Source organism: Pediococcus damnosus (assembly GCF_001611155.1).
Taxonomy (GTDB): Bacteria; Bacillota; Bacilli; order Lactobacillales; family Lactobacillaceae; genus Pediococcus; species Pediococcus damnosus.
On record NZ_CP012294.1, the window covers coordinates 1,019,270 to 1,042,665 of the forward strand.

Sequence of the window (23,396 nt, forward strand, 5' to 3'; positions counted from 1 at the left end):
ATTATTATGGGACAAGATAATCATATTGCTATAATTGAAACAAAGACTTTTACAGACAAAATCTATCATTTACCAAAAAGTATGATTCCTGATCATAGATACTTAAATGAAGCGAATGAAGCATTTCTTCGCCTAAATCGTAAATCATTTGAGTTTTTAAATATCAATGGCTATTCACAAAATGGGGATTTACATATTGTTAGTCATAACTTTGTGGGTGCAATCCCAATAAGAATGCCGGGTAAAGGTAAGGGAAAACCAGTTACAGATTTAATTGTTAAACCACGTTATGGAAATAGTGGGAAGACTAAGGACTGGTTTGAGTGGATGGCAGGTCTAGCAGAATTTACAAAAATAAAACTAGAACCAGAGAGAAAAGAACAGTTAGAGTTAGTTCGATCTGCCGGAACCCCAACTCCACAATATTTGTTGGCTGCAGAAGTTATTAAATGTTTTCTATTAGTCATTAGAAAGGGACATTGAAATCAGTTTATGAATCAGGAATTGTTGGCAGACCGGCCGGTTGGTAACGTTAATTGGAATAGATATGCAAAGCAAACGGTAGATCCACGACGTAGGTTGAAGTTTCCAACAAGACTTAATTTAATGACGCAAGAACATGATGAGTTTCAGCGTGCATTACAATTATATAAAAAAGCTAAATTAATAATTGAAGGCCGAATGACCCCTAATAATATTAAACAGCAATTATATTCAACACTTTTACAGTTAGATAGATTATTACCTGCAGCAACTAGATTGACTATGCAAATGATAGAACCCTTTCGAGTCTCGATGCAGGATGCAAATGAAATAAAAAATTTGAAAACGTCACTTAATGCATTTATGTTAAATCAAGAAAAACAAAAATATGCTTGGCAAATTGATTTTTCAAAGTTGTTCGAAGGTTATACGCAAAGATTAATTGGTCAAGTTGCTGTATACAGTACAAATAATAGAAGAATTCCTAGAACACTTATGCCTGGATTTAGAAATAAAGTTTCAAGATTGATGCCACTATATCTTGAACCGGATATTGTTGCAGAATTTGGTGGAGAGAAAATAATTTTAGATTCAAAGTATAAATCATATTTTTTCCCTAGAAATAAAGAGAGTAAATTAGATCAGCGTCAACGTTTAAGATCGGACATCCATCAAATTATTGCGTATACAAGTTTAGAAAAGGCAAAAATTGCGATCATTCTAGCTCCTGTTGAGGAAAATCAAATTATTGAAGAAATGGTGAAGTATGGAGACATAATAGTGGGTACGTTGGGAATCCCGTTGCAATATGAACATGCGCATCAGTATAGCGAAACTATAAGGAATTATTTTAAAAAAGTGACAAATCTTTTGGCCTAATTTTAATATGTTTTGAAGTAAATTATTGAGAGGCATAATTCATGAAGAAACGTACAAAAATTTTACTAACAATCTTGATTTTTTTGATAGTTTTACTATCTGGCGGCTGGTTTTACTTGCACGCACAAGTTTATCATCCTAGTAAAGCTGCAGACAAAATCGCCCAACAAGCAACGACAACCCAGCCAGAATTGTATTTCAAAAGTAAATTGACGACGAATCCAGAGATAATCTTTTATCCTGGAGCTTTGGTTGAACCGGCTAGTTATAGTATCTGGGCTAAACGGGTAGCCGATGCCGGTTATCCAGTTTACATTGTGCGCTTTCCAATGGATTTGGCAGTATTGGCGCCTAATCAGGCCGGCAATGTGCTGAAAAATAATCAACGTGACTATGTAATTGGTGGGCATTCTCTGGGTGGTGTGATGGCTAGTCGTTATGCACACGAGCATCAGAAACATCTAAAAGGGGTTTTCTTTCTGGCAAGTTATCCAGACAAAAAAGGGAGTTTAAAAGGCACCGATTTACCCGTTTTATCAATTACGGCCAGTCGCGATGGTGTTTTAAATCGATCAGCTTATAAAAAGGCTAAGCGTCTGTTGCCCAAAAATACAGCCTATGAACAGATTAGTGGTGGTAACCACGCTGGATTTGGAAGCTATGGAGCGCAAAAGGGAGATAATACCGCTACAATCAGTAATCAAGCCCAACAACGGCAGGTAGCACAGCGGTTAATTCAATGGTTGAAAAACTTGAACTAAGGTAAAATTAAAATTAAAGTTAAATTAACCGGAATGGAGACGCACAATGACACTAGTTTTAATCATTTTAATTGCGTTATTTGGTGCCTTAGTTCGAACGGTCTTTGGATTTGGCGAAGCATTAGTTACCATGCCGTTATTAGCTTTAATTGGTTTCAATTTGCAAACGTCAACCGCTTTGATTGGGGTTTTAGGATTACTAGTAGCGTTACCAGCGACAATTAAGTTTCGCGCCCAAATTGATTTTGCTGTCGTCCGGCGGTTAGTTGCTGGATCATTACTGGGTGTGCCATTGGGGATCCTGCTCATTAAAACGGTGAATAGAACTTTGGTCCTTCATTTGTTTGGGGTATTTTTGATTTGCTATGGCGCCTATAGTTTGTATAAAGCCTTTCGGAAAAGCACTGGGAAAGTGCGATTACATGCTAAGGGCTGGGATTACGTAGCGGGCATGATCTCAGGAATTCTAGGAAGTGCCTTCAATAGTCACGGGGTTCCGGTTGTGATGTATGGAACTTTAAAACGGTGGCCAGTAGATAAAATGCGGGGGATCGCTCAGGCCCATTTCGTTTGTGTTGGCATGATTGTGGTGGCCAGCCAAGTTGCGTCAGGATTCTGGTCGTTGGAAGTGGTTCAGTTACTCTTAATTATTATTCCGTTACTGTTTGTGGTCATTCCATTCGAAAACTGGATCAGTGCCCATATCGCCCGTGAAACGTTGGTCAAATATATTTATGTGTTACTGATTATTTTTGGTGGACTTTTGTTTTTTCGGTAAAAGGTTTTGCTTAAAAGTGTGAATAAATAGCTAGGACAAAAAGGATAGTGCATTTTGCACTATCCTTTTTTAATTATTGTTTTGATAAATGCCCTTAGAGATAGTTTGGATTGTTTATAGTTTCGATATAGTGCTCCTAAATTATCAGCCCAACCACCATTAACAAAATAGGCACCCAGCGCTAGGAGTAAAATAATACCGATGATTTTAATAATTATCAAATGTCCTTATCTCCTTATCTGTGGATTTTGAAGATAACAATGATTAATGGACTTAGTTGCGAGTTACAATAATTTTCTGATTTGAAAATTCGTATTTCGTACCCTTCACTAAATTATAATATCCAAATTTATTAATTTGGATCATAAGTTGTTCATCGTCATCAGTGGCGGCAAACTGTTTAAGGTTCAGTGGATCAGCAGTAGGGACATTCCAAATAGTATTTGCATGTGTAACGAGATACCATCCAGCTTGGGCTCCATATACTTTGAAATAATAGTTCGTATCGTCAGTTTCAATCTGAATAATTGTGTGAAATCTGGGATGGGTAGTTGCTGCTATGGTAGGTTGCCTCATGTTTTCCTCAAGAAATACAGTACACTTTTTAATATCTTTGCTGGCAAAAGTAAGGTTGAGTTGATCATTTTTTAGTAATTGAAGTTGTTGAGATGTGATTACGACACTAACGCCATGTGTTTTTTTACGAAAAGCAGCAAAAGTTCCCTGAACTGGCCAAACCATTTTACCGATTTGTAATTTTTTTACATCTAAAATCCAATTTTGTAATAACGTAAGGTTGTCCGGCATTACCTGCCAGTCAGTTCGTTCAAAAACGGTTTCCAATTCATCTTTCATATTTAGCGCCCCCAATATTTTGCCTTAAGTATAGTTCATCATTCATAGAAATCAAACGCTTTCATTTGAGAACCTAATTAAGGCATTTAGGCTAAAAAACAACTAACTTATTTGATATTTTGATATGTCTTAATCTGGTTTAACTTCACCCAAGTTAAATTTAACATGAGCGACCTGTAACTGTTGAATGCGCTCTGTTCCCCAATCATACATGGCATTAATGATGGGAAGAAGTGATTTTCCCAGATTAGTTAAGGTGTACTTAACTTTGATACGGGGACCGGAAATCTCTTGGCGAGAAACAATGCCATCTGAAACGAGTTCTTTTAGTTTCTCAGCGATCATTTTATGGGAAGCGGTTGGCAATAATTTTTGCAATTCGCCAAAGTAATAGGCGCCGTCTTGGCCCAAATGGTAAATAATATTGATTTTCCATTTACCGCTAAACATCGATAATGTGAATTCTTTAGGACAACTATAATCGCCATCAGCAAGCTTTTTAAGGACACTTTTTCTAAGTTGATCAGTCATGAGTTACCTCCATTTTAGAGTTAGTTACTAAAAAGTGCGTTATTGTAGTTATTTGCAATTTAGGCAATAATGCAGGCGTAGAAGTAAATATATTTTAGGAGGAATGTAAAAATGAGTCAAGTTTATATTGCAGCAGAATTACCAACAATCACGACAGAGATTTTGAAAGCCCATCAGTTGGATTACAAGGTTTATGCTGGTGAAGGATTAATTTCACATCAAGAGTTGATGGCGCAAGTAGAAGATGCAAAATATTTAATTACTGCCCTTTCAACCCAAGTTGATAAGGAAATTATTGATCACGCGCCAAACCTGAAACTAATCGCTAATTTTGGGGCTGGTTTCAATAATATTGATACTAGCTATGCTAAGGAAAAAGGGATTGTGGTGACCAACACCCCGATCGTTTCGACAAATCCAGTAGCGGAAGTCACAATTGGATTAATCTTAGCTTTGAGTCATCGAATGGTGGAAGGTGACGCGCAGATGCGTAAAGACGGTTTTCCAGGTTGGGCGCCACTTTATTTCTTAGGGCACGAAATTGCTGGAAAAACTTTAGGAATTGTTGGTTTAGGGAATATTGGTCAAGAAGTTGCGCGGAAAGCGGCCGCCCTTTCAATGAAAGTCCAGTATTGGCAACCGCATCAAAAGTCGGATCCTGAAGAACGAAGCCTTGGGGTAAAATATGTGACCTTTGATGAATTAATTGAAACGAGTGATTTTATCAGTATTAATGCGCCGCAAACTTCAGCTAATTATCATCAGTTCAATCAAAATGTTTTTCAGCAAATGAAAGCAACCGCAGCCTTGGTCAACGTGGGTCGGGGACCAATTGTTGATGAAGCGGCGTTAAGGGATGCTTTGAAAAATAAAGACATTGCAGGGGCTGCCCTGGATGTTTATGAACATGAACCAGCTGTGACTCCTGGATTACAAGATATGAAAAACGTTATTTTGACGCCTCATATTGGCAATGCAACGGTTGAAGCACGGGATGCCATGGGAAAGATTGTGGCCGATAATATTGGTTTAATAAACGATGGCAAAAAAGCTAAATATGTTGTTAATCAGTAGCCTGGCTGATTCTGAACTTAAATATCCTTAAATTATGCCAAGTTATCGTTGTTTTGACTGGCTAGTGCTAAAATAGGTCATAATTAGGAGTGATTTTTGTGATACTTGAGCGAAGAAATTTTATGAACTTTGACAAATTAGGAACCAACTTTGAATGGCCAAAAGGGATGCCAGATATCAGAAATTTACAAAAGTTAGGGCAGCTATACCAGTTAGGTGAAGCTGGTGCAAACGAAATTGGAACGAAACTAGAGAATCTTGATTCTGAATTTCAGGTGAACTATGATCACAATCCAATTCATCATATCGAAGAGCGGATGAAAGATGTCCAAAGTTTAGCAGAAAAAATGAACCGTAAAGGCTACGACCTGACTATCGATAATATTAAAAATCATATCTTTGATGTCGCTGGAATTCGGGTGATTACAAATTATATTGACGATGTTTATTTGATTAAAAAATTACTTTTAAGTCAATCAGATGTGACATTGATAAAATGTAAGGATTACATCAAAAACCCGAAACCAAGCGGTTATCGGAGTTTACATGTGGTGGTTTCTGTGCCGGTTTTTCAATCCAACGGAAGTCATGATGTTAACGTTGAAATTCAGATTCGGACCGTTGGCATGGATATGTGGGCGAGTTTGGAACATAAATTACGTTATAAAACGGATATTGATGATAAATTGGTCGCCCAGTATGGCAATGATTTGCATGGGTACGCTGAAGAGCTATCCGGAATTGAAACTAAAATGCAAAAAATTTACAAAAAATTGAATAACTGTGAAGTCTAGAGCTTCAAAAATAAGCACATTGATGTTCCTTATCAAATGTGCTATTTTTATGGAGTAATAAGAAACATGTTATCAAAATGGGGGAGTGTAGAATATGGAAAGCGAGTCTGAAAAGTTATTTAGTTTGATTGATGCGGCTTATGGGGAAGATCTTAGCAATCAGCCGTTTGAGTATAAGCAATGTTTGTTGAAACGCGCAAAAGAACTGACTGCGGGGGCCGATGAATTAAAAGTATGTAGAGAAATATGGGAAGATTATCGAGTAAATTATATCGTACCCATGAGTTTTCCGAATAACAGTCGAATTTTATATGCGTATGTGAAAGATCAATTGGGTAACCTTAGTGAAAAGCAATTAAGAGATGCCAATCTTGGGTACGGACTCATTGCGACCCATATCACTTTTGGGCCGTTTAATTAAAATTGAGGTAAATTATGAAAATAGAAATTGTGAATGAACTTAATGAAGTTCAATTGAAGCAAGTTATGCATATTTGGTTGATGGGCAATAGCCAAGCTCATGATTTCATAGATCCAGGTTATTGGCGTAGCAATTATGATGAAGTTGCTAAACAGATTCAGCAAGCGACACTTATTTTGGCTACACAAGATGACCTGATTTGTGGCTTTCTGGGGCTTGTAGATGGCTATATTGCAGGATTATTTGTCAAAAAAGATATGCAGAATCAAGGATTAGGAACGAAATTGGTTGTGCAAGCTAAAAAATTACAGTTGCCGTTGACCTTAAGTGTGTATCAAAAAAATGAGCATGCCGTGAAGTTTTATGAAGCGCAGGGCTTTTCAATTGTGAAACAGGATACAGATGCTGCTACCAAAGAAATTGAATTTACGATGAAAGCAGATAAGTAATTTTTTAATAATGCTCATGATAATAGGAATGCTAGTGATACTAGCTCGACTTTTGAGTAAAACTATTTTTATTATGAGGAGGTTTCAATGTGGCCGATGCAAATTTTGGGCAAATGCTAAAACAATTTCGAAAACAGCGAGGGTTTACGCAACAAGTGTTAGCGGAACAACTTTATGTTTCGCGCAAAACAGTCTCAAGTTGGGAAACAGGTCGCAATTTTCCTGATATTGAAATGGTTAGCCGTCTTGCAACTCTTTTAAATGTCACAACAGATGAATTGATGGGCAGAAAACAAGTAAGACCAAAAAATAAGACGTGGAATATCGGGATTGCTCTGGCTGTTTTAATTACTGGGAGATTAATTGTGGCAACAACTGTATCAATGCTGTTGTTTTCAGATTTGTTGATTGCCTTGCTGATCTTGTTGCTTGTTTTATTTTTGAAACGAAAACTTGGATGGAAGGAGTTACTTATTGGAAGTAGTTTGTTGGCATTGGTACTGTTTGTTTCGGCCTGGAGAAATCTGTTTTTAATGAATTTTAGCTTACAAGTTGTTTATACTTTGACGGGGTGCTTGTTAAGTGTTGACGCAATTTATTATTGGGGATTCAAACTGAAGTTCATTTAACTTGTTTTTGAGAGCTAGGTGAGAATATGAAGTTTAAAGGCTGGTGGATGGTTAACATTGGTTTAGTGGTTTTGTTTTTTGGTACCTTCATTTTTATTTTGTTTCGAAAAGTAGATGGTGCTGGGGTGGTTCAAACGCCACAAGCTAAAGAGACTGCTTTAGTGGTCCTTGGCATTTTTTTCTTGTTAGTGATAGTTTGTCAACTAGTGGTTTATTTAGTGATTCATAATAGAAAAGAATAGTTTTTTAAGTTAAGTAAAGTAAGCTTTTTCGACTGGATAGTTATTTATAAGTAAATGTAAGCAACAAGACACTTTTTGTCTTGTTGCTCACATTTTTAGGTGCGCCCGGCATGGGCGCTAACTAGGCGGTGAAAGTCCGTTATGGGCCGTAGTAGTCGGAACCATGAGCCAATGGCAAGGGTGTCCACTGTGAAGTGGAATCCGAAGGAAGCCGCAGGCGAAGTACTGCACCGATGAACAAGAAGTGGCTACAAGGCCGAAATGACTGGATAAGGTTGCCTAACAAACTGAAGTCCGATACTACTCGAAGTCATGACGGTAAAGCCAACGGTGAGATGGTACGAAAGTTAGCGTTCTTACCCGGGGAGACCTGTATTACACGTTTCCGACAAGAGGAACGTTATGTTCCACAAAGACAAGCACTTCAGTGATGGAATGTTGAGTAATGCAGGAGTCAGCCGAGGTCATAGTAGTCCACGAAGTGAACGAAGGACCGAACAGTAATAACTCGTAATTGATATTGGAGGTGGAAGCAGTGCGAAAATCGCAGAAAACAGAACAAATAGCTGACCACCGATGGATGGCAGGTCTGGAAGACCAAGAGCATATCGGGGCGCGTAGCACTGCCTCTGGTGAAAATACAAGAATGAGTGGCATTAAGTTTCAAGACTTGGTTTTAGCCCGAAATAATCTGAATTTAGCCTATCAACGGGTGACCAAGAATAAAGGAGCAGCTGGTTTAGACGGCATGACCGTTGAAGACCTTTTGCCATACCTGAAAGAACACCGGAAAGAGCTACTTGAACAACTAGCAAATGGCACATATAAACCAGCGCCGGTTAAACGAGTAGAGATTCCCAAGCCCAACGGAGGTACCCGTAAATTAGGAATTCCGACAGTTGTTGACCGTATGGTCCAACAGGCGGTAGCCCAAGTTATGAGCCCAGTGTTTGAGCAAGCGTTCTCAGAGAGTAGTTTTGGTTTTCGTCCAGGAAGAAGTGCCCAACAAGCCATTAAACAGGTCGTTTCATTTTATAACGAAGGATTTCACCGAGTGGTTGACCTAGACCTAAAAGCGTACTTTGATACTGTGAACCACGATTTATTAATTAAGTTCATTGAACAATACGTGAATGATCCATGGTTAACAAAATTGATTCGTCGATTTTTAACCAGTGGGGTCATGAATCATGGCTTATTTGAAAGCAGTGAAAAAGGAACTCCCCAAGGAGGTCCACTTTCACCATTGTTAGCCAACATTTATTTGAACGAACTTGATAAAGAATTGACAAAACGAGGCCATAAATTTGTCCGATATGCGGATGACTGTAATATTTACGTTAAAAGTCAGCGAGCTGGGCAACGAGTTCTTGAAAGTATCTCTAATTTTCTGGAAGGTCGACTAAAAGTAACGGTCAATCAAAAGAAGACACAGGTTGGATCACCTCTACGACTAAAATTCTTAGGATTTTCATTGGGAGTCGGACATGGTGGTGCTTATGTACGACCAGCCAAAGAACCCAAGCTTAGAATTAAGCAAGCGCTTAAGCAAATTACTAAGCGCAATCGTGGGGTGTCAACTGACAAGATATTTCAAGAAATTCAGCAAAAGATGCGCGGCTGGATCCAATATTTTTCTGTTGGAAAGATGACTACTTTTATTGTTAGTGTAAGGTTTTCCTAGATGGTCAATAAAATTCTAGGAATATTCATTTTGAGTTGAATATATAGAAAAAGACCTGTAGCCTTTTAATCGACGAAGATTAAAGGAAAGGATACAGGTCTTTCATGTATATTTTAGCAGATTTTATTGAATCATTGGGAAATTTAGACAGTTTATTTGATTTAGAGGAGCAGGTAATTCTTCATCTTAGGAAGTCATTCCAGCTGGTTGTAGCTGAATATCTGAGGCAATTAGATGAAACACTCGTTCCATCAATTCCGGCAGAAAATACATTCATTAATCGACAGGCCAGAACAATTGAGTTTATGTTTGGCGCCGTGAATTTTGAAAGAAGATGTTATCTTCGACCCAATGGAAGTTATTACTTCCCGTTGGATGAACAACTTCAGTTGGAAGAAAGAAAAAGAATTTCACCTTATTTTAAAAGTGTCGTTGCCAAAATTGGGCAAACGACAACGATGAGAAATACGGCCGCAATGATCAATCTGGCAAGTCAGACGGATATTAGTGCCTGGTCAGTAGACCGAATTATCAGAGACATGGCAGATACCGTGAAGACAGAAGAAAAATCGTCCGAAGAGAAACTAGTTAAGAAACGAAAAGTTGAAAACTTAGTGGTTGAAGGCGATGCCTTTGAGATACACAAAATTAATCGACGAAGACAAGACGTCCACCATTACATTGTTTTTGAATCAGGATTAGATGGAACAAGATCAAACAAAGTTGAGTTTGTTGGTATCAATCAAAAAAAGGTTCAAAAACGAGTAACTGACTACATTGAGAAGTATTATAAAATCAGTGAAATGACCGTGTTTACAGCAAGTGATGGTAGCCCAGGGTATAACCCGAAAAGTATGCGAGAAATAGTTCCGAGTGCTCAAAGAGTTGAATTTACTATCGATCGGTATCACTTTGTCAAAAAGATTAAACAAACCTTTGGTTTATTTAATCCATTGGTTGATAAGGCCGTTAAGAGCGTTAGCCTGTATGATCAGAATCAGTTAAACGTTATTTTAGATACATTTGAGTCGCAAATTAAAACTGATAAGGAACTTGAGAGCCTAAGGGTCCTAAGACAATATTTGGCAAGAAATTGGCAGTTTATAAAGTCTCCACACGATCGTGGCTTCATGAGGGTCGGCAAATTGGGATCCGTTGAAAGCTCACACAGAGCGTACACGTATCGAATGAAAAAGCAAGGCAAAGTATGGTCCGAAAAGGGCCTTGAGGCTATGTTGAAATTAATTGAAGCTCGGGTAAACGGTAAGCTAGATAAATACTTACGTGGTGGTTTAAGAAAGTTACAAGAGCTAACGATTGAGATCGCTACGGAATCATTGAAGACGTTGAGTCCAGCTCAGCTGAGCAACAAGCACCATTCTAAGCATATTGGAGTTCTTTCAGGTAAAATACCAGTTGATGCCCCAACAAGTAGCCCTATCGGAGCAATGGCAAAAATATTTTCAAACTAATTATTGTGTATAAATATTTGGTTGATTATAAGGCACCTAGGAAAACTTGACACATACCTTTTATTCAGACATTGGACAAATGGTTAAGGTCTCGTATACGGCAGTATATCTGGAAACAGTGGAAGAAGACCAAGACAAAGATAAATAACTTGAAACGATTAGGATTATCTACAAGTGATGCGGTTAAGTCTGCCAATACCCGTAAGGGTTACTGGCGTACAGCGCATAGTAAAACCTTGTTATATACCTTAACAAATGAAAAACTGGAACGCCTTGGATTAATGAATCTAACCAAGACACTCCAGTTCATTCAAAGTGCTTAAATTACTGAACCGCCGTATACGGATCCTTACGTACGGTGGTGTGAGAGGTCGGTAGTTGAATTAATCAACTACCTCCTACTCGATTTTAGAAAAGTTTTGATTCCCATAAATATCAGTAAAACACCCATAATAACTTTTAAAACGACGGCGCCATTGCCAACAGCAAATTTTTTCATAAGTTTTGGAGCAATAGCAGCGCCAATGATGGAACCAGCCATTAAGCAAATGCCAACTGACCAGTCTATTTGGCCGCCAGATAAATGGGTAAGTGCCCCGATGATAGACATGCAAATTAGTACATAAGATGAAGTTGCAGAAGCTTGAATCATCGACGCTCCCATTAAAAGCAATCCGGCTGTAATTGGGCCACCACCGCTTAAACCAGCAACGCCGACCATTAATCCACTAATGGCGCCAAAGATTAGAGGCAAAACCTTGGAAGAATGTGGATTTTGTGTGCGAGAATTGGCTTTGAGTTTATACAGAACTTGAACACCTAACACAAAAAGAATTAAGCCAATGATTAAGTTATAAAGTTTTGTAGGAATAAAGGGCGCAATCAATGCCCCAATGATTACAGATGGAATCGCAGAAATTAGCATCGTATTCCCGAGGTGAAAGTTAATTTGACCCTGACGATAATATAACCAAGATCCAATTGCTAGAGATGGTAAGGCAGTGACGATCGAAGTGGCCGCAGCCGATGCGGGCGCCAAGTTGAAAACGGCTGTTAAGACACCTAAATAGATGGCACCACCGCCACCACCCATTGAAATGACAAATAGGCCAACGAAGAAACCAATTACGATTAATAACGCAAATTGAAGCATGATTTACCCTCTTTTTGTTTCAGATATCCTCAAATAAACGTCTTAATCCTAGTTCTTTTCAGTTTTTGATTCAATTTCAATGACCTGTGGTTAATTTAATGCCAACAATTCCAACCAATAAAAAGCCAACAAATATCCATGTTAAAGGAGACAAACTATCTTTAAATAAGATAACGCCTACTAAAATACTGCCAACGGCACCAATTCCGGTCCAAATTGGATAAGCGATACTTAGAGGTAATGTTTTTGTGGCTCGGGCTAAAAGCAAGAAACTTGCCGTCATGGCTACAAGCGTTGCAATTGAAAATCCTGGTTTTGTGAACCCTTCACTATATTTCATGGTGGTTGCCCAAACGGTTTCAAAAATTCCGGCAACAACTAATTCTAACCAAATCATATTATTAGTCTCCTATTTCTCTAAATGGGCATCGAATGCCACGTTAAGTTTGTGCATATTTTTAATTAATAATTTCAGGGTTTCGGTACCAAGCTGACCAGATACGTCGGCTTCCAAAGCCAGTAATTTATCGACGATGGGTTTAGCGAGGCGGGTACCCTTAGTGGTTAGCTTTAGCAAACGTTCACGTCCATCGTCATTAGTTTTGTCACTAATCTGGATTACACCGTCTTTAATGAAGACATTGCAAATGGTATTAATGGTTTGTTTTGAAGCGATCCAAATTTCACAAATACCTTTTTGGGTACACTGACCTTGGGTATACAGTTCATATAAAGTGATTAATTGATTGTAGTTGATACCCTGTTGTTTGGCCCACTGGCGATAAAAACGCTCAGATTGATTGAGCTCTTTACTTAGTTGGGTAAGTTGTTGTTGAAATTTTGGCAAAAGATCCTCCTAAATTAGTCCTAATATTTACTAACCTAGTATAGTAAATATTAGGACTAATTACAACTTTTATTTAAATTAAGCAGTTGGTAATCTGCAGCATCTGTTGAATTAAGCCAATTAAGCGTGTATATTTTAAGTACGTTAGTTTGCGCTTACAAAGCTATGAACGAGGATTATAGAATGATAACGAGGAAAATAAAAATGAAAAAATATCGTGGAATCGTCTTTTTTGATTTAGACAATACGCTTTTAAACGAACAGCACGGAGTTGATGATGATGTCTTAGCCGCCATTGAAACGCTAAAACATAATCAGGTTTTGCCCGTAATTGCGACGGGGCGTTCGGCAGGAGTTGCTGCTGGTGTTCTACAAACAACCCATATTAATTCGATTGTGGCCTTGAATGGTCAGTACGTTGCGTTAAATGGGCAACAGGTTTATTCCAAAAGTGTACCAATGCCATTATTGAAACGATTTATGGCGTATTCTGATGATCATGATATTGCGCTGTCCCTTTACGATGCCTATGATGAGTGGGCAACTGGGGTGAATTCCGCAATGAAGGAAGGATACTCTTTTCTCAATATGTCGGTGCCAACGGTTGATAGACAGCGTTATGAAACTAGCCCGGTATATATGATGCTTGCTTTGACTAAAAATAAAGCTGACGATGCTGTCTTAAAGGCAAAGTTCCCGGAATTTGATTTTTATCGAAATATTGAATTCGCGCTTGATGTTGTTTTGAAGGGTGTTAGTAAACAAACTGGAATTTCCCAAGCCTTGAAAGCAATTGGGCAAACTGATGTCCCAACGTTCGGATTTGGGGATGGCCCTAATGATGTGTCCTTGATGCATGCGGTGGACCATGGCGTGGCAATGGGAAATGGGATCCCAGAAACTAAGGCGGCGGCCGAGTTCGTTTCGACAGATTTTCGCGAGCATGGTGTTGTTAATGGATTGAAGCATTTTGATTTGATCTAACAATTAAATTTTTCAAAATTAGTATAATGATAATAAGAAGGATGGTGCAGAATGAATAAATACCAAGTACAAAATAATTCAATTGAAACACTATTAAATTGGATTGATTCGGGTGAAATGGGATTGCCTGAATTACAGCGCCCATTTGTTTGGCGTTCAGTAAAAGTTAGGGATTTAATTGATTCCTTATATAACGGATTTCCAATTGGCTATATTATCACGTGGATTAATCCGACAGTTCATCTAAAAAATGGGCAAGCCGCAATTGGTAAACAGATTATTATTGATGGTCAACAACGAATGACAGCTTTAAAAGCAGCTATTTCTGGTCAAGAAATTGTTGATAATCATTTCAAAAAGTATCGAATTAAAATTGCTTTTAATCCATTTACAGAGAGTTTTGCAACAACAACTCCAGCAATTGAAAAAGATAAACGTTGGATTGCTGATATTGCACAACTGTTTAAACCAAGCTATTCAGCTTTTACATTTATTACTGATTTTGCGCGAAAAAATGACGTTGCACCAGAAGCAGTTGATCCTAAGATTCAAAAAGTGTTGAATCTAGTTCACAATGATATTGGTAATATCATAATATCGCCACAGTTGGATATTGATTCTGTAACAGAAATTTTTAATCGAATTAATTCTAAAGGAACGGTGTTGTCATCTGCTGATTTCATAATGTCTAAGCTTGCTGCCGATACTAAACATGGTGGAAATACTCTGCGTAAAACTGTTGAATATTTTTCTCAGTTGTTAGTAGATCCTGGATTAATTAGGAACTTAAAAGATACAGATCCTGAATTTGTATCTAGTAAATTCTTTCAACATATTAAATGGGCAGCTAATGAATATTCAAATCTATATACACCTAATTTTTCGGATATGTTTCATGTTGTTTTGGGTACAAAATTTGGTCGAGGCAAACATTCAGAATTAATTGCACTTGTTTCAGGACGAGACTTCAAGACACAGAGCTATACAGAAGAAGCACAAAAGCATACATATGAGTTACTAGAGCAAGGAATTTGGGACTTTACTAATCAATCCAATTTTCAGCGTTATATGATGATTTTAAATAATTTGGGTATGATAGGTTCGGGCACATTGACCTTGAACGGAAAAGGGACATTCAATTTTGGCTATATGCTTTTTATGGTATTAGATAAACAGAAATTGACCCAATCGGAGCTGGAAACAATTGTCAAAAAGTGGATTATTATGTCAGCAATTACACAACGCTATAGTGGTTCGGCCGAGACACAAAGTGAAGCAGATATTAAGCTCTTTTTGAATGTTTCAAATCAAAAAGCAGTTGCAGGAAAGGTTTTTAATCAAGAGCTTGTTTCTTCTTTTTGGGAAGTTACATTACCTGAAAAATTAGTTACGTCATCAACCAGTAGTGGTGTTTGGCGTGTTTTCCAAATGTCACAGGTCTATAGAAATGGTGTTATTTGGCTAGAAAAGGACCATACGGTTAAGTCAGTTATTACAGAGCAAGGAAATGTGCATCATATTTTTCCAAAAGCGTATTTGAAAAGTAACGGATTTAAACAGGCGGAGTTTAATCAAGTTGCTAACTTTACGTGGTTAACCCAGCCACGTAATCTGGAAATTAGTGACAGATCTCCCAAAAAATATTTAGCTGATGCTAAAGTAACGGAATATGCTAGTGAAGAAAATCATGCAGATAATGCGATTCCGATAGAGTTGAAAAATTTTGAATCAGAAGACTACATTCATTTCTTGGAATTAAGAAGGCATTTAATCGCAAATAAAATCAGGGAATATTTTGAATCTTTGTAACAATGGAGGGGTAATCCATGAAAACGGCGGCAGAAATCTTTAAAGCTATTCAGGCTGATCCTCAAAACGCCCAATATACAAATCAAGGGATCCAACCGTTATATTTTGTGGAACCCAGTGCCGAGATTATGATTATTAGTCAGGCCCCAAGCAGAAAGGCACAACAATCCATGGTGTTTTGGAACGATCCAAGTGGAGATCGATTGCGTACATGGATGGGATTGAGTAAAGATGAATTCTATCACTCTGGAAAAATTGCGGTGATGCCATTAGATTTTTACTATCCAGGTAAAGGCGCTCACGGAGATTTACCACCACGTAAAGGCTTTGCGGAAAAATGGCATGCGCCAGTATTAGAGTTGATGCCACATATAAAGTTAACGCTGTTGATCGGGCAATATGCTCAGAAATATTACCTTCAAAAAAATCGACAACCAACGCTGACAGAAACAGTACGTCACTATGCAGATTATCAGCCAGCATACTTTCCACTAGTGCATCCCTCACCATTAAATTATGGATGGATGCATAAAAACGCTTGGTTTAACACGGATATCGTGCCGATTTTGCAGCAAGAAATTCGGCAAATTATGGATGACTGAGCAGGCGTGTATTAAGTGCTTGGTGAAAAACTAATATAAGGTAACCTAAGCGACCGGGAAAAAGTAATTTTCCTCAGTTGCTTATTTTTTTGTTCTACTTTTTAGGACAGCTCCACAAAGCAAACCACAACATCTAAATGCGCCTCTGGCGGGATTGCGATCCCACCGCCGTCACCCTTAGATCTTGAGGTTTAACCGCTTTGTTCCGCTCACTTTTTTAGGACAGCTCCACAAAGCAAACCACAACATCTAAGTGCGCCTCTGGCGGGATTGCGATCCCACCGCCGTCACCCTTAGATCTTGTGGTTTAATCACTTTGTTCCGCTCACTTTTGAAAAAAGCTTGCATAATATGTCGGAAAGACTTATATTAGATAAGTCGTTTCGACATATGGAGGTAAACATGTACGAATTATTAATTTTAGGAATGCTAGGAACTCGGGATATGTCCGGATATAAATTGGGACGCGTTCTTGAAAGTAGTTTGGTCCCTCGGCGAGAAATTTCTAACGGAGTAATGTACCCACTTCTTAATCGGTTAACTGCTCAAGGCTACATTGAAGTTAACGAAAAGCAAACCGATCCGCGGAAGAAAAAAATGATGCATATTACTCAAAAGGGAATCGAGCGTTTTAAAGAACTGATGAGTTCACCAGTGCCAATGGATGCCAAACGCGAATCTATTTATCGATTTAAATTTCATGGCATGGGTGGCGTGGATGAAGCTACCCAGCAACAAATCCTTGAAGAATATGAAAATGCAAACCAAACCGATTTAAATATTTATCGGAGTGTTCGTGAGCATCTTGAACATAAATTACAGGAGCCAGAAAGTAATCACGATTCACTTCAATGGGGTGTGCGGTCACTAGAACTTAGCATTGCCATCTGTGAAACCAAACAGACTTGGATTGATAAATCGCGTACACAAATTAAACAGAAGAAGGAATAGAAAAAATGGAACATAAGACAAGTGCAAAGCAATGGATTGCTTTGCTTGCTATGAGTATGGGTGTGTTCATGGGATTGCTAGATGTGACGGTTGTTAACGTTGCGTTACCCACGATGGTAACTGATTTTCATACTACCTTTACTAATTTACAGTGGGTGTTAAATGCCTACATGTTGGTATACGCAGTCAGCCTATTAATTATGTCTAAACTAGGTGATATGTATGGCCGAAAGAAAATTTTCTTGGGATCACTGGTTTTGTTTGTGATTGCTTCAGCTATCAACGGCATGGCGACTAATTTATTAGTGCTCGACATTGGTCGTGGTGTGCAGGCAATTGGTGGTGCCGGAATGATGTCATTATCGATGGCGTTAGTCACGTCGAATTTCGATGGCAAAGATCGCGGTTTAGCACTGGGGATCTTAGGATCTGTCATCGGGGTTTCCACAGCTTCTGGGCCCTTAATTGGGGGCTTCTTAATTGAACACTTTGGTTGGCCCGCAATCTTTTACGTAAACGTCCCAGTGGGCTTAATTGCCGTTATTTTAACGATGGTTTACGTAAATGAAACGCCAAGTTATGGGAAAGGTCAGAAGATTGATTTGATGGGGATGCTCTTTTCTGCCTTGGGATTGTTTGCCGTGATTTATGGCTTAATTGTCAAAGAAAGTAAGCCTCATTTGTCATGGCTGAACTTGCAAGTAAGTGGCTACCTAATTGGTGGGCTGCTCTTGTTAATTATTTTTGTAATCATTGAGTTACATGTTGATTCACCAATGGTCAATATGAAGATGTTTAAGCGGCCGCACTTCATCGGAATTGTGATTGTTGCCTTTGCCTTGGGAGCCGGTATTTATTCATTTAATACATTTTTAACGGCCTTAATGCAAAATTATATCGGTTATTCAGCACTACAAACTGGAATTCGGCAGTTGACAATGAGTATGTGGTCCTTAATTTTAGGCCCCATTGTGGGAATCTTGAGTTCTCGCTATTCAAAAAAATGGATGATTAGTATCAGTTTATTTGTCGGTGGCGCAGGCTTTTTGCTGGTGGCTCACGCGGTTGGTCCCAAAGTTAGTTTTGAAACTTTATGGCCAGGAATGGTCCTCATGGGAATTACCAACGGGATGGTTAATCCGCTGTTGAACACAACCGGTATGGAGGGTGTTAAACCCAGTGAAATGGGGATGGTATCTGGCTTGCTAAACGTGTTTCGGCAAATCGGAACCACCGTCGGAGTAGTTGGGTTAGGCCTGGTACAGGATACGAAATATGAGAACTATTTGAACGCTCATCTTGGATCAGTTAATATGCCGGCTGTCGCATTTTCAGGATTGAAAAAGGCATTAGTTGAAGCAGGGCCATTTTCTGGTCATAGTATTGCCTTTTCAACACGAATAAGTCACGCGCCGTTTGCCCATGAATTTCAGCAGGTCGTGATTAGAGCCTATGATAGCGGCATGAGAACCGTGTCAATTGTGGCAGCAATCATCGTGATTGTTGGGGGCCTCGCAGCTGCAATCTTGTTGAAGAATCATGTGAGCTCGGTTGAAATTTCAGAAAATAATAAAAATGTCGAATAAGAATCATACTTAGAAACGAAGGGATTTGCCTTTGTTTCTATTTTTTTGTGTTCATAAAAGGCATGAACGCTTAAGATCCATGCCACTGATGTATACTTGAATTAATAAAAATCAGAAAAGAGGAAGTCAGATGGAATTACGGTTATTGCGTTATTTCTGGACAGTAGCTGATACGGGCAACGTTTCAAAAGCTGCAGAGCAATTACACATCACACAGCCTACGCTTAGTCGTCAGATTAAGGAATTAGAAACAGAATTGGGCTCACCATTATTTACGCGTGAAAAAAATCGTTTGGAACTAACTGAAGCAGGTTTGTTTCTAAAAAGTCGAGCAGAAGAAATTTTGGACCTCACCCAGGCCACGCAACAAGCCTTTGTGGATCGGCGGCGCCAATTGTTCAGTGGCCATATTCGGATTGGCTGCGTGGAAGCTGACAACTCTGACACCATGGCAATGATGCTGGAGGAATTTATTCGGGATTATCCGGAAGTTAAGTTTACCGTTTTGACGGGGACAAGTGATTACATTACGGATCATTTGGATAAAGGCTTGGTTGATATGGCCATTTTATTAGAGCCGATTAACACCGATAAATATCATACTTTGACGTTACCACGAACCGAAAAATGGGGTCTACTAGTCTCACAAGATTCATTTTTAGCGCAAAAAGAATCAATTACCCCTGATGAGTTGGGTGGCGTTCCGCTGATGATGGGTGCCCGTTCGGAGATCAGTACGCTGCTTTCTAGTTGGACCGGGAGTTCAGTTGATAATTTAAATGTCATTGGCTATTTTAACCTTCATTATAATATTTTGCCGTTAGTGGAACGGCAAATTGCGGCGGCTTTGGTCATTGAAGGAGCTACGATTGACAGTAACGTCCGAAAACTTAAATTTTTGCCTTTGAATCCGGAAGTAAAAACAAATTGTGTGCTGGCTTGGCGGAAAAATCGAGTCTTGTCGCCGGTGGTTTCAGAATTGGTGAAACGGTTTAAACAGGCATTTGAGGAGAAATAGATGATAAAAGATAAGAAACTCCAAGTAGCTGAGATTGTCTCAGGGGAGCGCTACGAAAATTGTACGTTCTTGGCAACGCCTGAAAAGTTCAAGGTTTCGGACGTAAGTTTCAATGACTGCACGTTTGAACAAACCGACCTTAGTTCTGGTGAGTGGTTGGACTGCACATTTGAACGCATGAATTTTGCGAATTATCATTTTGAAAAGAGTCTTTTTTATCGAGATCACTTTAATACCTGTAATTTACTGGGCACTGATTTTTCTGATAACAACTGGAAGGACAGCAGTTTTGATGATTGTCGGGTGGATTACGCTAATTTTAGTGAATCGAAATTTACAAAATGTACCGCCCAAGCTTCTAGTTTTAAAGAAACCTACTTTAGATACGTTGAATTTAAATCCGGATTTGTGACCAAGGACTGTGATTTTGATGCCGCTAGTTTTATCGGCTCGAAGCTAAAAAAAGTTGACCTATCTAAAAGTGAATTTGAAGTCTTGGAAGTTTTACCAGAGGATCTCGATGGATTAATTATTAATCAATTTCAAGCAAGTGCGCTGGTTGGTGTGCTAGGCGTGGTTGTTAAATAGATGGTATGAGTGATTAACCGCAATGGGTAATCACTTTTTTGTTGCTTAGACTATGCTTTCTGGGCATATGTGCCATTTATTTAAGCATTAGACGCCTAGTCACATGCGCTGTAGGATAACCTATGTAGTCAAGCGGCGTTACTTGGAATGGAGATGGGAAACGTGCCGGTAGTGGTTTATTTTTCACATAATGGAGAGACATTGCTGGATGGCAAACATCAACAGGTTTCGTTTGGAAACACTGAAGTGGTTGCGAAAGCAATTGCCCAGGTAGTGGATGGTGAACTTGTGCAGTTGATCCCCAAACAGGCCTATCCAGTTGACTATCAAGCAACGTTGGCGCGCGCTAAACAGGAAATGAAATTTGAACAATCACCAGAAATCGGGTCAATAAAACATGATTTTCAAAATGAGGATGTCATTTATTTAGGATATCCGATTTGGTGGGGAGCGTTGCCAATGGTGATTCAAACATTTTTGCAGCAAGTCGATTTAAGGGGCAAAAGTGTTTATCCGTTTTGTACGCATGAAGGTAGTGGGTTCGGGCGTAGTTTTCAAGAACTGCAGGAATTATTGCCAGAATCTGATGTCCAAAAAGGATTAGCTGTGCGGGGTTCGCGAGTGACCTGTGCGCAATGTGCAGTGAATAATTGGTTAGGAAAAAAAGGAGAAAAATATGTCAGTAAAAGATAAAGTAATGGTTATTACAGGAGCTTCAAGTGGCATCGGCGAAGCAACCGCTAAGTTGGTTGCTAAAAATGGTGCTAAAGTAGTTTTGGGTGCGCGTCGCGAAACACGTTTACAAGAAATTGTGAAGGACATTGAAGCTGATGGTGGCCAGGCTGCGTATCGCGTGACTGATGTTCGCAAACCAGATGAAGTTCAGGCTTTAGTTGATTTAGCTAAATCAAAGTTTGGTGGACTGGATGTTATTTTCAACAATGCCGGGATCATGCCCAATTCACCAATTAGTGAGTTACGAACAAAGGATTGGAATGACATGGTTGATATCAATCTTAAGGGTGTTTTAAATGGCATTGCCGCCGTAATGCCAATCTTCACGAAACAAAAGAGTGGCCAAATCATTACCACTTCTTCGGTCGCTGGAATCAAGAGTTTTGCTGGATCCGGTGTGTATGGCGCCACTAAATTTGCGGTTCGTAATTTGATGGAGGTCATTCGGATGGAAAGTGCTCAAGAAGGGACAAATATTCGAACGGTGTCTTTGTATCCTGCCGCAATCAATACCGAATTATTAGGCTCAATTACTGATAAAAAAGTGGCTGATAATATGGGTGAGTTTTACAAGCAAGTTGGGATCACACCTGACGCGGTAGCCCGCGTAGTTAACTTTGCGATCGATCAACCAGAATCAGTTAATGTGAATGAATTTACAATTTATCCAACGAAACAAGTTTAAATACTTGCCTAAAGGTTGAAAGTACAAAAATGACTTCAGTTACTACCATTAAACGGTTTAGTCCACCGAAATTAGGTTAACTGTCGTTCTACGGCTCACCCGGTCTGGAACGGGGTGGGCACGATTTGAAGCCAAGAGGAACACTTGTCTTCAAACTCGGCCTTATCCTAAGCGATGAATTGCTAAGGATAATTTCACCCCTGAGACCAATCGCCTCCGGACTAAGAATGTTTGATGTTTCAATAATGCTCAGTAACGCTGATATAACAACCTTTATATTGCTGTGTAGATTGCAAAGATAAGACTTAGTCTGGAAGCAAATGGGCTCAGTAGTGCCGTTTATCTTAGCGGGTTTCGCTTAGATAAAGGCCGAGCTTAGAGACGTGTATTTCGGCTCTAAGTCGTGCCCACTACGTTCCAGCCCAAATTTGCTGGAAGACGGCATTTTAGACTATTTTTTGTAGGCTAAGTCGTTTAACATCAGTTATCGAAGTGATTTTGATACTTTCAACCTTTAATACTTGCGTTAAAGTGCACTCTAAGGTTTACCATAATTAGTGAATAGTAAAAATTGAATTTGGAGGAATTTTATAATGGTAAAAAATGAAGAAGCAGTAAAAAACGGTTTGTTTGCAGTCGGTGCTAAAAATGAGGCCTTTCAGCAATTTTTCCAAGGCCAAAGTTATTTAAATAATTTGGTTGGTGAAAAAGATATTAATGTCGGGGTTGGCAATGTTACTTTTGAACCTGGTTGTCGTAACAATTGGCATATCCATCATAATGGGTATCAAATTTTATTGGTGACCGGCGGCGAAGGTTGGTACCAAGAAGAAGGTAAACCCGCACAAAAATTACATCCTGGTGATGTGGTTGTGACTCACGATGGTGTGAAACATTGGCATGGTGCTACTAAAGACAGTTGGTTCTCACATGTTGCCATCACGGCGGGAACACCAGAATGGTTAGAACCAGTTTCTGATAAAGAATATAACGCATTGGAGGACTAGAAAATGGCTAAAAAACAAACTGCAGGACGTGACAATTTAGGTGAATTTGCGCCTAAATTTGCTGAATTAAATGATGATGTCCTATATGGAGAAGTTTGGTCTCGTGAAGATAAATTATCAGCACGTGATCGTAGCATGATTACCTGTGCGGCTTTGATGAGCCAGGGATTATTCCCACAATTGGAATCACATATGAAGCTTGCCAAACAAAATGGCGTGACTAAGGATGAAATGGTCGAAATTATCACCCATTTGGCCTTTTATGCAGGTTGGCCAAAGGCATGGTCAGCATTTGGACTTGCTAAAAAGATTTATGCAGATGATTAATTAAGTTAAGGTTTAGAAGATATTTTTTCTAAGCCTTTTTGTGTTTAAGAAG

The 23,396-nt window shown here is 39.0% G+C and carries 29 protein-coding genes and 2 pseudogenes; 25 read left to right on the top strand and 6 right to left on the bottom strand.

Annotation, left to right across the window (positions count from 1 at the left end):
* Nucleotides 1–6 precede the first annotated feature (6 nt).
* From ADU73_RS04880 to ADU73_RS04895, 4 genes are read left to right on the top strand one after another with little or no spacing between them, the layout of a single operon-like run.
* Complete coding sequence (locus ADU73_RS04880; RefSeq protein WP_062913231.1) at nucleotides 7–483, top strand: hypothetical protein; 477 nt, start codon at nucleotides 7–9, stop codon at nucleotides 481–483.
* A gap of 9 nt (nucleotides 484–492) precedes the next feature.
* A complete protein-coding gene (locus ADU73_RS04885; protein ID WP_062913232.1) occupies nucleotides 493–1,362 on the top strand; it encodes a 5-methylcytosine restriction system specificity protein McrC in 870 nt (289 codons plus the stop codon).
* A gap of 41 nt (nucleotides 1,363–1,403) precedes the next feature.
* The gene (locus tag ADU73_RS04890; RefSeq protein ID WP_046871412.1) at nucleotides 1,404–2,123 is read left to right on the top strand and encodes an alpha/beta hydrolase; all 720 of its coding nucleotides are present in this window, start codon (nucleotides 1,404–1,406) and stop codon (nucleotides 2,121–2,123) included.
* A gap of 46 nt (nucleotides 2,124–2,169) precedes the next feature.
* Complete coding sequence (locus tag ADU73_RS04895; RefSeq protein ID WP_056986039.1) at nucleotides 2,170–2,901, top strand: sulfite exporter TauE/SafE family protein; 732 nt, start codon at nucleotides 2,170–2,172, stop codon at nucleotides 2,899–2,901.
* 59 nt (nucleotides 2,902–2,960) lie between these two features.
* Here the strand turns inward: ADU73_RS04895 and ADU73_RS10505 are convergent, their stop codons facing one another.
* The 3 genes from ADU73_RS10505 to ADU73_RS04905 form a co-directional block, all read right to left on the bottom strand.
* Nucleotides 2,961–3,122: a hypothetical protein gene (locus ADU73_RS10505; RefSeq protein WP_155386973.1), complete on the bottom strand. Its 162-nt coding sequence runs from the start codon at nucleotides 3,120–3,122 to the stop codon at nucleotides 2,961–2,963.
* Between the two features lie 52 nt (nucleotides 3,123–3,174).
* Complete coding sequence (locus tag ADU73_RS04900; RefSeq protein WP_062913233.1) at nucleotides 3,175–3,756, bottom strand: hypothetical protein; 582 nt, start codon at nucleotides 3,754–3,756, stop codon at nucleotides 3,175–3,177.
* A 129-nt stretch (nucleotides 3,757–3,885) separates the two neighbouring features.
* Nucleotides 3,886–4,287, bottom strand: a complete 402-nt coding sequence (locus tag ADU73_RS04905) for a winged helix-turn-helix transcriptional regulator (protein WP_046871410.1) — start codon at nucleotides 4,285–4,287, stop codon at nucleotides 3,886–3,888.
* 111 nt (nucleotides 4,288–4,398) lie between these two features.
* Here ADU73_RS04905 and ADU73_RS04910 point away from each other — a divergent pair, with 111 nt between their 5' ends.
* The 10 genes and pseudogenes from ADU73_RS04910 to ADU73_RS04955 all read left to right on the top strand — a co-directional run.
* Entirely contained in the window at nucleotides 4,399–5,361 is a 963-nt protein-coding gene (locus ADU73_RS04910; RefSeq protein ID WP_046871409.1) for a 2-hydroxyacid dehydrogenase family protein, read from the top strand.
* Nucleotides 5,362–5,459: 98 nt separating this feature from the next.
* Nucleotides 5,460–6,155: a GTP pyrophosphokinase gene (locus ADU73_RS04915; RefSeq protein ID WP_062913234.1), complete on the top strand. Its 696-nt coding sequence runs from the start codon at nucleotides 5,460–5,462 to the stop codon at nucleotides 6,153–6,155.
* A 94-nt stretch (nucleotides 6,156–6,249) separates the two neighbouring features.
* Nucleotides 6,250–6,576 carry a bacteriocin immunity family protein gene (locus tag ADU73_RS04920; protein ID WP_046871407.1) on the top strand — a complete coding sequence of 109 codons (327 nt, stop codon included), beginning with the start codon at nucleotides 6,250–6,252 and terminating at the stop codon, nucleotides 6,574–6,576.
* Nucleotides 6,577–6,590: 14 nt separating this feature from the next.
* Nucleotides 6,591–7,025, top strand: a complete 435-nt coding sequence (locus ADU73_RS04925; protein WP_052694498.1) for a GNAT family N-acetyltransferase — start codon at nucleotides 6,591–6,593, stop codon at nucleotides 7,023–7,025.
* Nucleotides 7,026–7,114: 89 nt separating this feature from the next.
* Nucleotides 7,115–7,654, top strand: coding sequence for a helix-turn-helix domain-containing protein (locus ADU73_RS04930; RefSeq protein WP_052694497.1), 540 nt, complete (start codon nucleotides 7,115–7,117; stop codon nucleotides 7,652–7,654).
* A 26-nt stretch (nucleotides 7,655–7,680) separates the two neighbouring features.
* Nucleotides 7,681–7,896: a DUF3923 family protein gene (locus ADU73_RS04935; RefSeq protein WP_062913235.1), complete on the top strand. Its 216-nt coding sequence runs from the start codon at nucleotides 7,681–7,683 to the stop codon at nucleotides 7,894–7,896.
* 233 nt (nucleotides 7,897–8,129) lie between these two features.
* Nucleotides 8,130–8,327 carry a hypothetical protein gene (locus tag ADU73_RS04940; RefSeq protein WP_046870766.1) on the top strand — a complete coding sequence of 66 codons (198 nt, stop codon included), beginning with the start codon at nucleotides 8,130–8,132 and terminating at the stop codon, nucleotides 8,325–8,327.
* 104 nt (nucleotides 8,328–8,431) lie between these two features.
* A pseudogene (ltrA, locus tag ADU73_RS04945) lies at nucleotides 8,432–9,559 on the top strand (group II intron reverse transcriptase/maturase); the annotation flags it as partial.
* A gap of 125 nt (nucleotides 9,560–9,684) precedes the next feature.
* On the top strand, nucleotides 9,685–11,052 hold the full coding sequence (locus ADU73_RS04950) for an ISLre2 family transposase (protein WP_062913236.1): 1,368 nt from the start codon (nucleotides 9,685–9,687) through the stop codon (nucleotides 11,050–11,052).
* 59 nt (nucleotides 11,053–11,111) lie between these two features.
* Nucleotides 11,112–11,375 (top strand): annotated as a pseudogene (locus tag ADU73_RS04955) (group II intron reverse transcriptase/maturase); the annotation flags it as partial.
* 68 nt (nucleotides 11,376–11,443) lie between these two features.
* On the opposite strand, the gene ADU73_RS04960 reads toward ADU73_RS04955, so the two are convergent.
* The 3 genes from ADU73_RS04960 to ADU73_RS04970 all read right to left on the bottom strand — a co-directional run bounded on the left by ADU73_RS04960 (nucleotide 11,444) and on the right by ADU73_RS04970 (nucleotide 13,052).
* A complete protein-coding gene (locus tag ADU73_RS04960; protein ID WP_046872385.1) occupies nucleotides 11,444–12,205 on the bottom strand; it encodes a sulfite exporter TauE/SafE family protein in 762 nt (253 codons plus the stop codon).
* 76 nt (nucleotides 12,206–12,281) lie between these two features.
* Nucleotides 12,282–12,602: a DMT family transporter gene (locus ADU73_RS04965; protein WP_046872386.1), complete on the bottom strand. Its 321-nt coding sequence runs from the start codon at nucleotides 12,600–12,602 to the stop codon at nucleotides 12,282–12,284.
* 12 nt (nucleotides 12,603–12,614) lie between these two features.
* Nucleotides 12,615–13,052: a MarR family winged helix-turn-helix transcriptional regulator gene (locus tag ADU73_RS04970; protein WP_052694564.1), complete on the bottom strand. Its 438-nt coding sequence runs from the start codon at nucleotides 13,050–13,052 to the stop codon at nucleotides 12,615–12,617.
* A 204-nt stretch (nucleotides 13,053–13,256) separates the two neighbouring features.
* Between ADU73_RS04970 and ADU73_RS04975 the strand changes: the two genes are divergently transcribed.
* From ADU73_RS04975 to ADU73_RS05025, 11 genes are all read left to right on the top strand, one after another.
* Complete coding sequence (locus ADU73_RS04975) at nucleotides 13,257–14,036, top strand: Cof-type HAD-IIB family hydrolase (protein ID WP_046872387.1); 780 nt, start codon at nucleotides 13,257–13,259, stop codon at nucleotides 14,034–14,036.
* Between the two features lie 51 nt (nucleotides 14,037–14,087).
* Nucleotides 14,088–15,845, top strand: coding sequence for a GmrSD restriction endonuclease domain-containing protein (locus ADU73_RS04980; protein ID WP_046872388.1), 1,758 nt, complete (start codon nucleotides 14,088–14,090; stop codon nucleotides 15,843–15,845).
* Between the two features lie 17 nt (nucleotides 15,846–15,862).
* Nucleotides 15,863–16,447, top strand: coding sequence for a uracil-DNA glycosylase family protein (locus tag ADU73_RS04985; protein ID WP_046872389.1), 585 nt, complete (start codon nucleotides 15,863–15,865; stop codon nucleotides 16,445–16,447).
* 402 nt (nucleotides 16,448–16,849) lie between these two features.
* Nucleotides 16,850–17,398, top strand: coding sequence for a PadR family transcriptional regulator (locus ADU73_RS04990; protein ID WP_100212786.1), 549 nt, complete (start codon nucleotides 16,850–16,852; stop codon nucleotides 17,396–17,398).
* A gap of 5 nt (nucleotides 17,399–17,403) precedes the next feature.
* Nucleotides 17,404–18,984, top strand: a complete 1,581-nt coding sequence (locus tag ADU73_RS04995; RefSeq protein WP_062913237.1) for an MFS transporter — start codon at nucleotides 17,404–17,406, stop codon at nucleotides 18,982–18,984.
* A 130-nt stretch (nucleotides 18,985–19,114) separates the two neighbouring features.
* The gene (locus ADU73_RS05000) at nucleotides 19,115–20,002 is read left to right on the top strand and encodes a LysR family transcriptional regulator (RefSeq protein WP_046872391.1); all 888 of its coding nucleotides are present in this window, start codon (nucleotides 19,115–19,117) and stop codon (nucleotides 20,000–20,002) included.
* Nucleotides 20,003–20,590 (top strand): pentapeptide repeat-containing protein, encoded by a 588-nt coding sequence (locus tag ADU73_RS05005; protein ID WP_046872392.1) that lies wholly within the window; start codon nucleotides 20,003–20,005, stop codon nucleotides 20,588–20,590.
* A gap of 147 nt (nucleotides 20,591–20,737) precedes the next feature.
* Nucleotides 20,738–21,283: a flavodoxin gene (locus ADU73_RS05010; RefSeq protein ID WP_081036065.1), complete on the top strand. Its 546-nt coding sequence runs from the start codon at nucleotides 20,738–20,740 to the stop codon at nucleotides 21,281–21,283.
* Nucleotides 21,267–22,010 (top strand): SDR family oxidoreductase, encoded by a 744-nt coding sequence (locus ADU73_RS05015; protein ID WP_046871352.1) that lies wholly within the window; start codon nucleotides 21,267–21,269, stop codon nucleotides 22,008–22,010. The genes ADU73_RS05010 and ADU73_RS05015 overlap by 17 nt, the downstream gene beginning before the upstream one ends.
* Nucleotides 22,011–22,603: 593 nt before the next feature.
* Nucleotides 22,604–23,017, top strand: coding sequence for a cupin domain-containing protein (locus ADU73_RS05020; protein ID WP_046871353.1), 414 nt, complete (start codon nucleotides 22,604–22,606; stop codon nucleotides 23,015–23,017).
* A gap of 3 nt (nucleotides 23,018–23,020) precedes the next feature.
* On the top strand, nucleotides 23,021–23,344 hold the full coding sequence (locus ADU73_RS05025; RefSeq protein ID WP_046871354.1) for a carboxymuconolactone decarboxylase family protein: 324 nt from the start codon (nucleotides 23,021–23,023) through the stop codon (nucleotides 23,342–23,344).
* Nucleotides 23,345–23,396 lie beyond the last annotated feature (52 nt).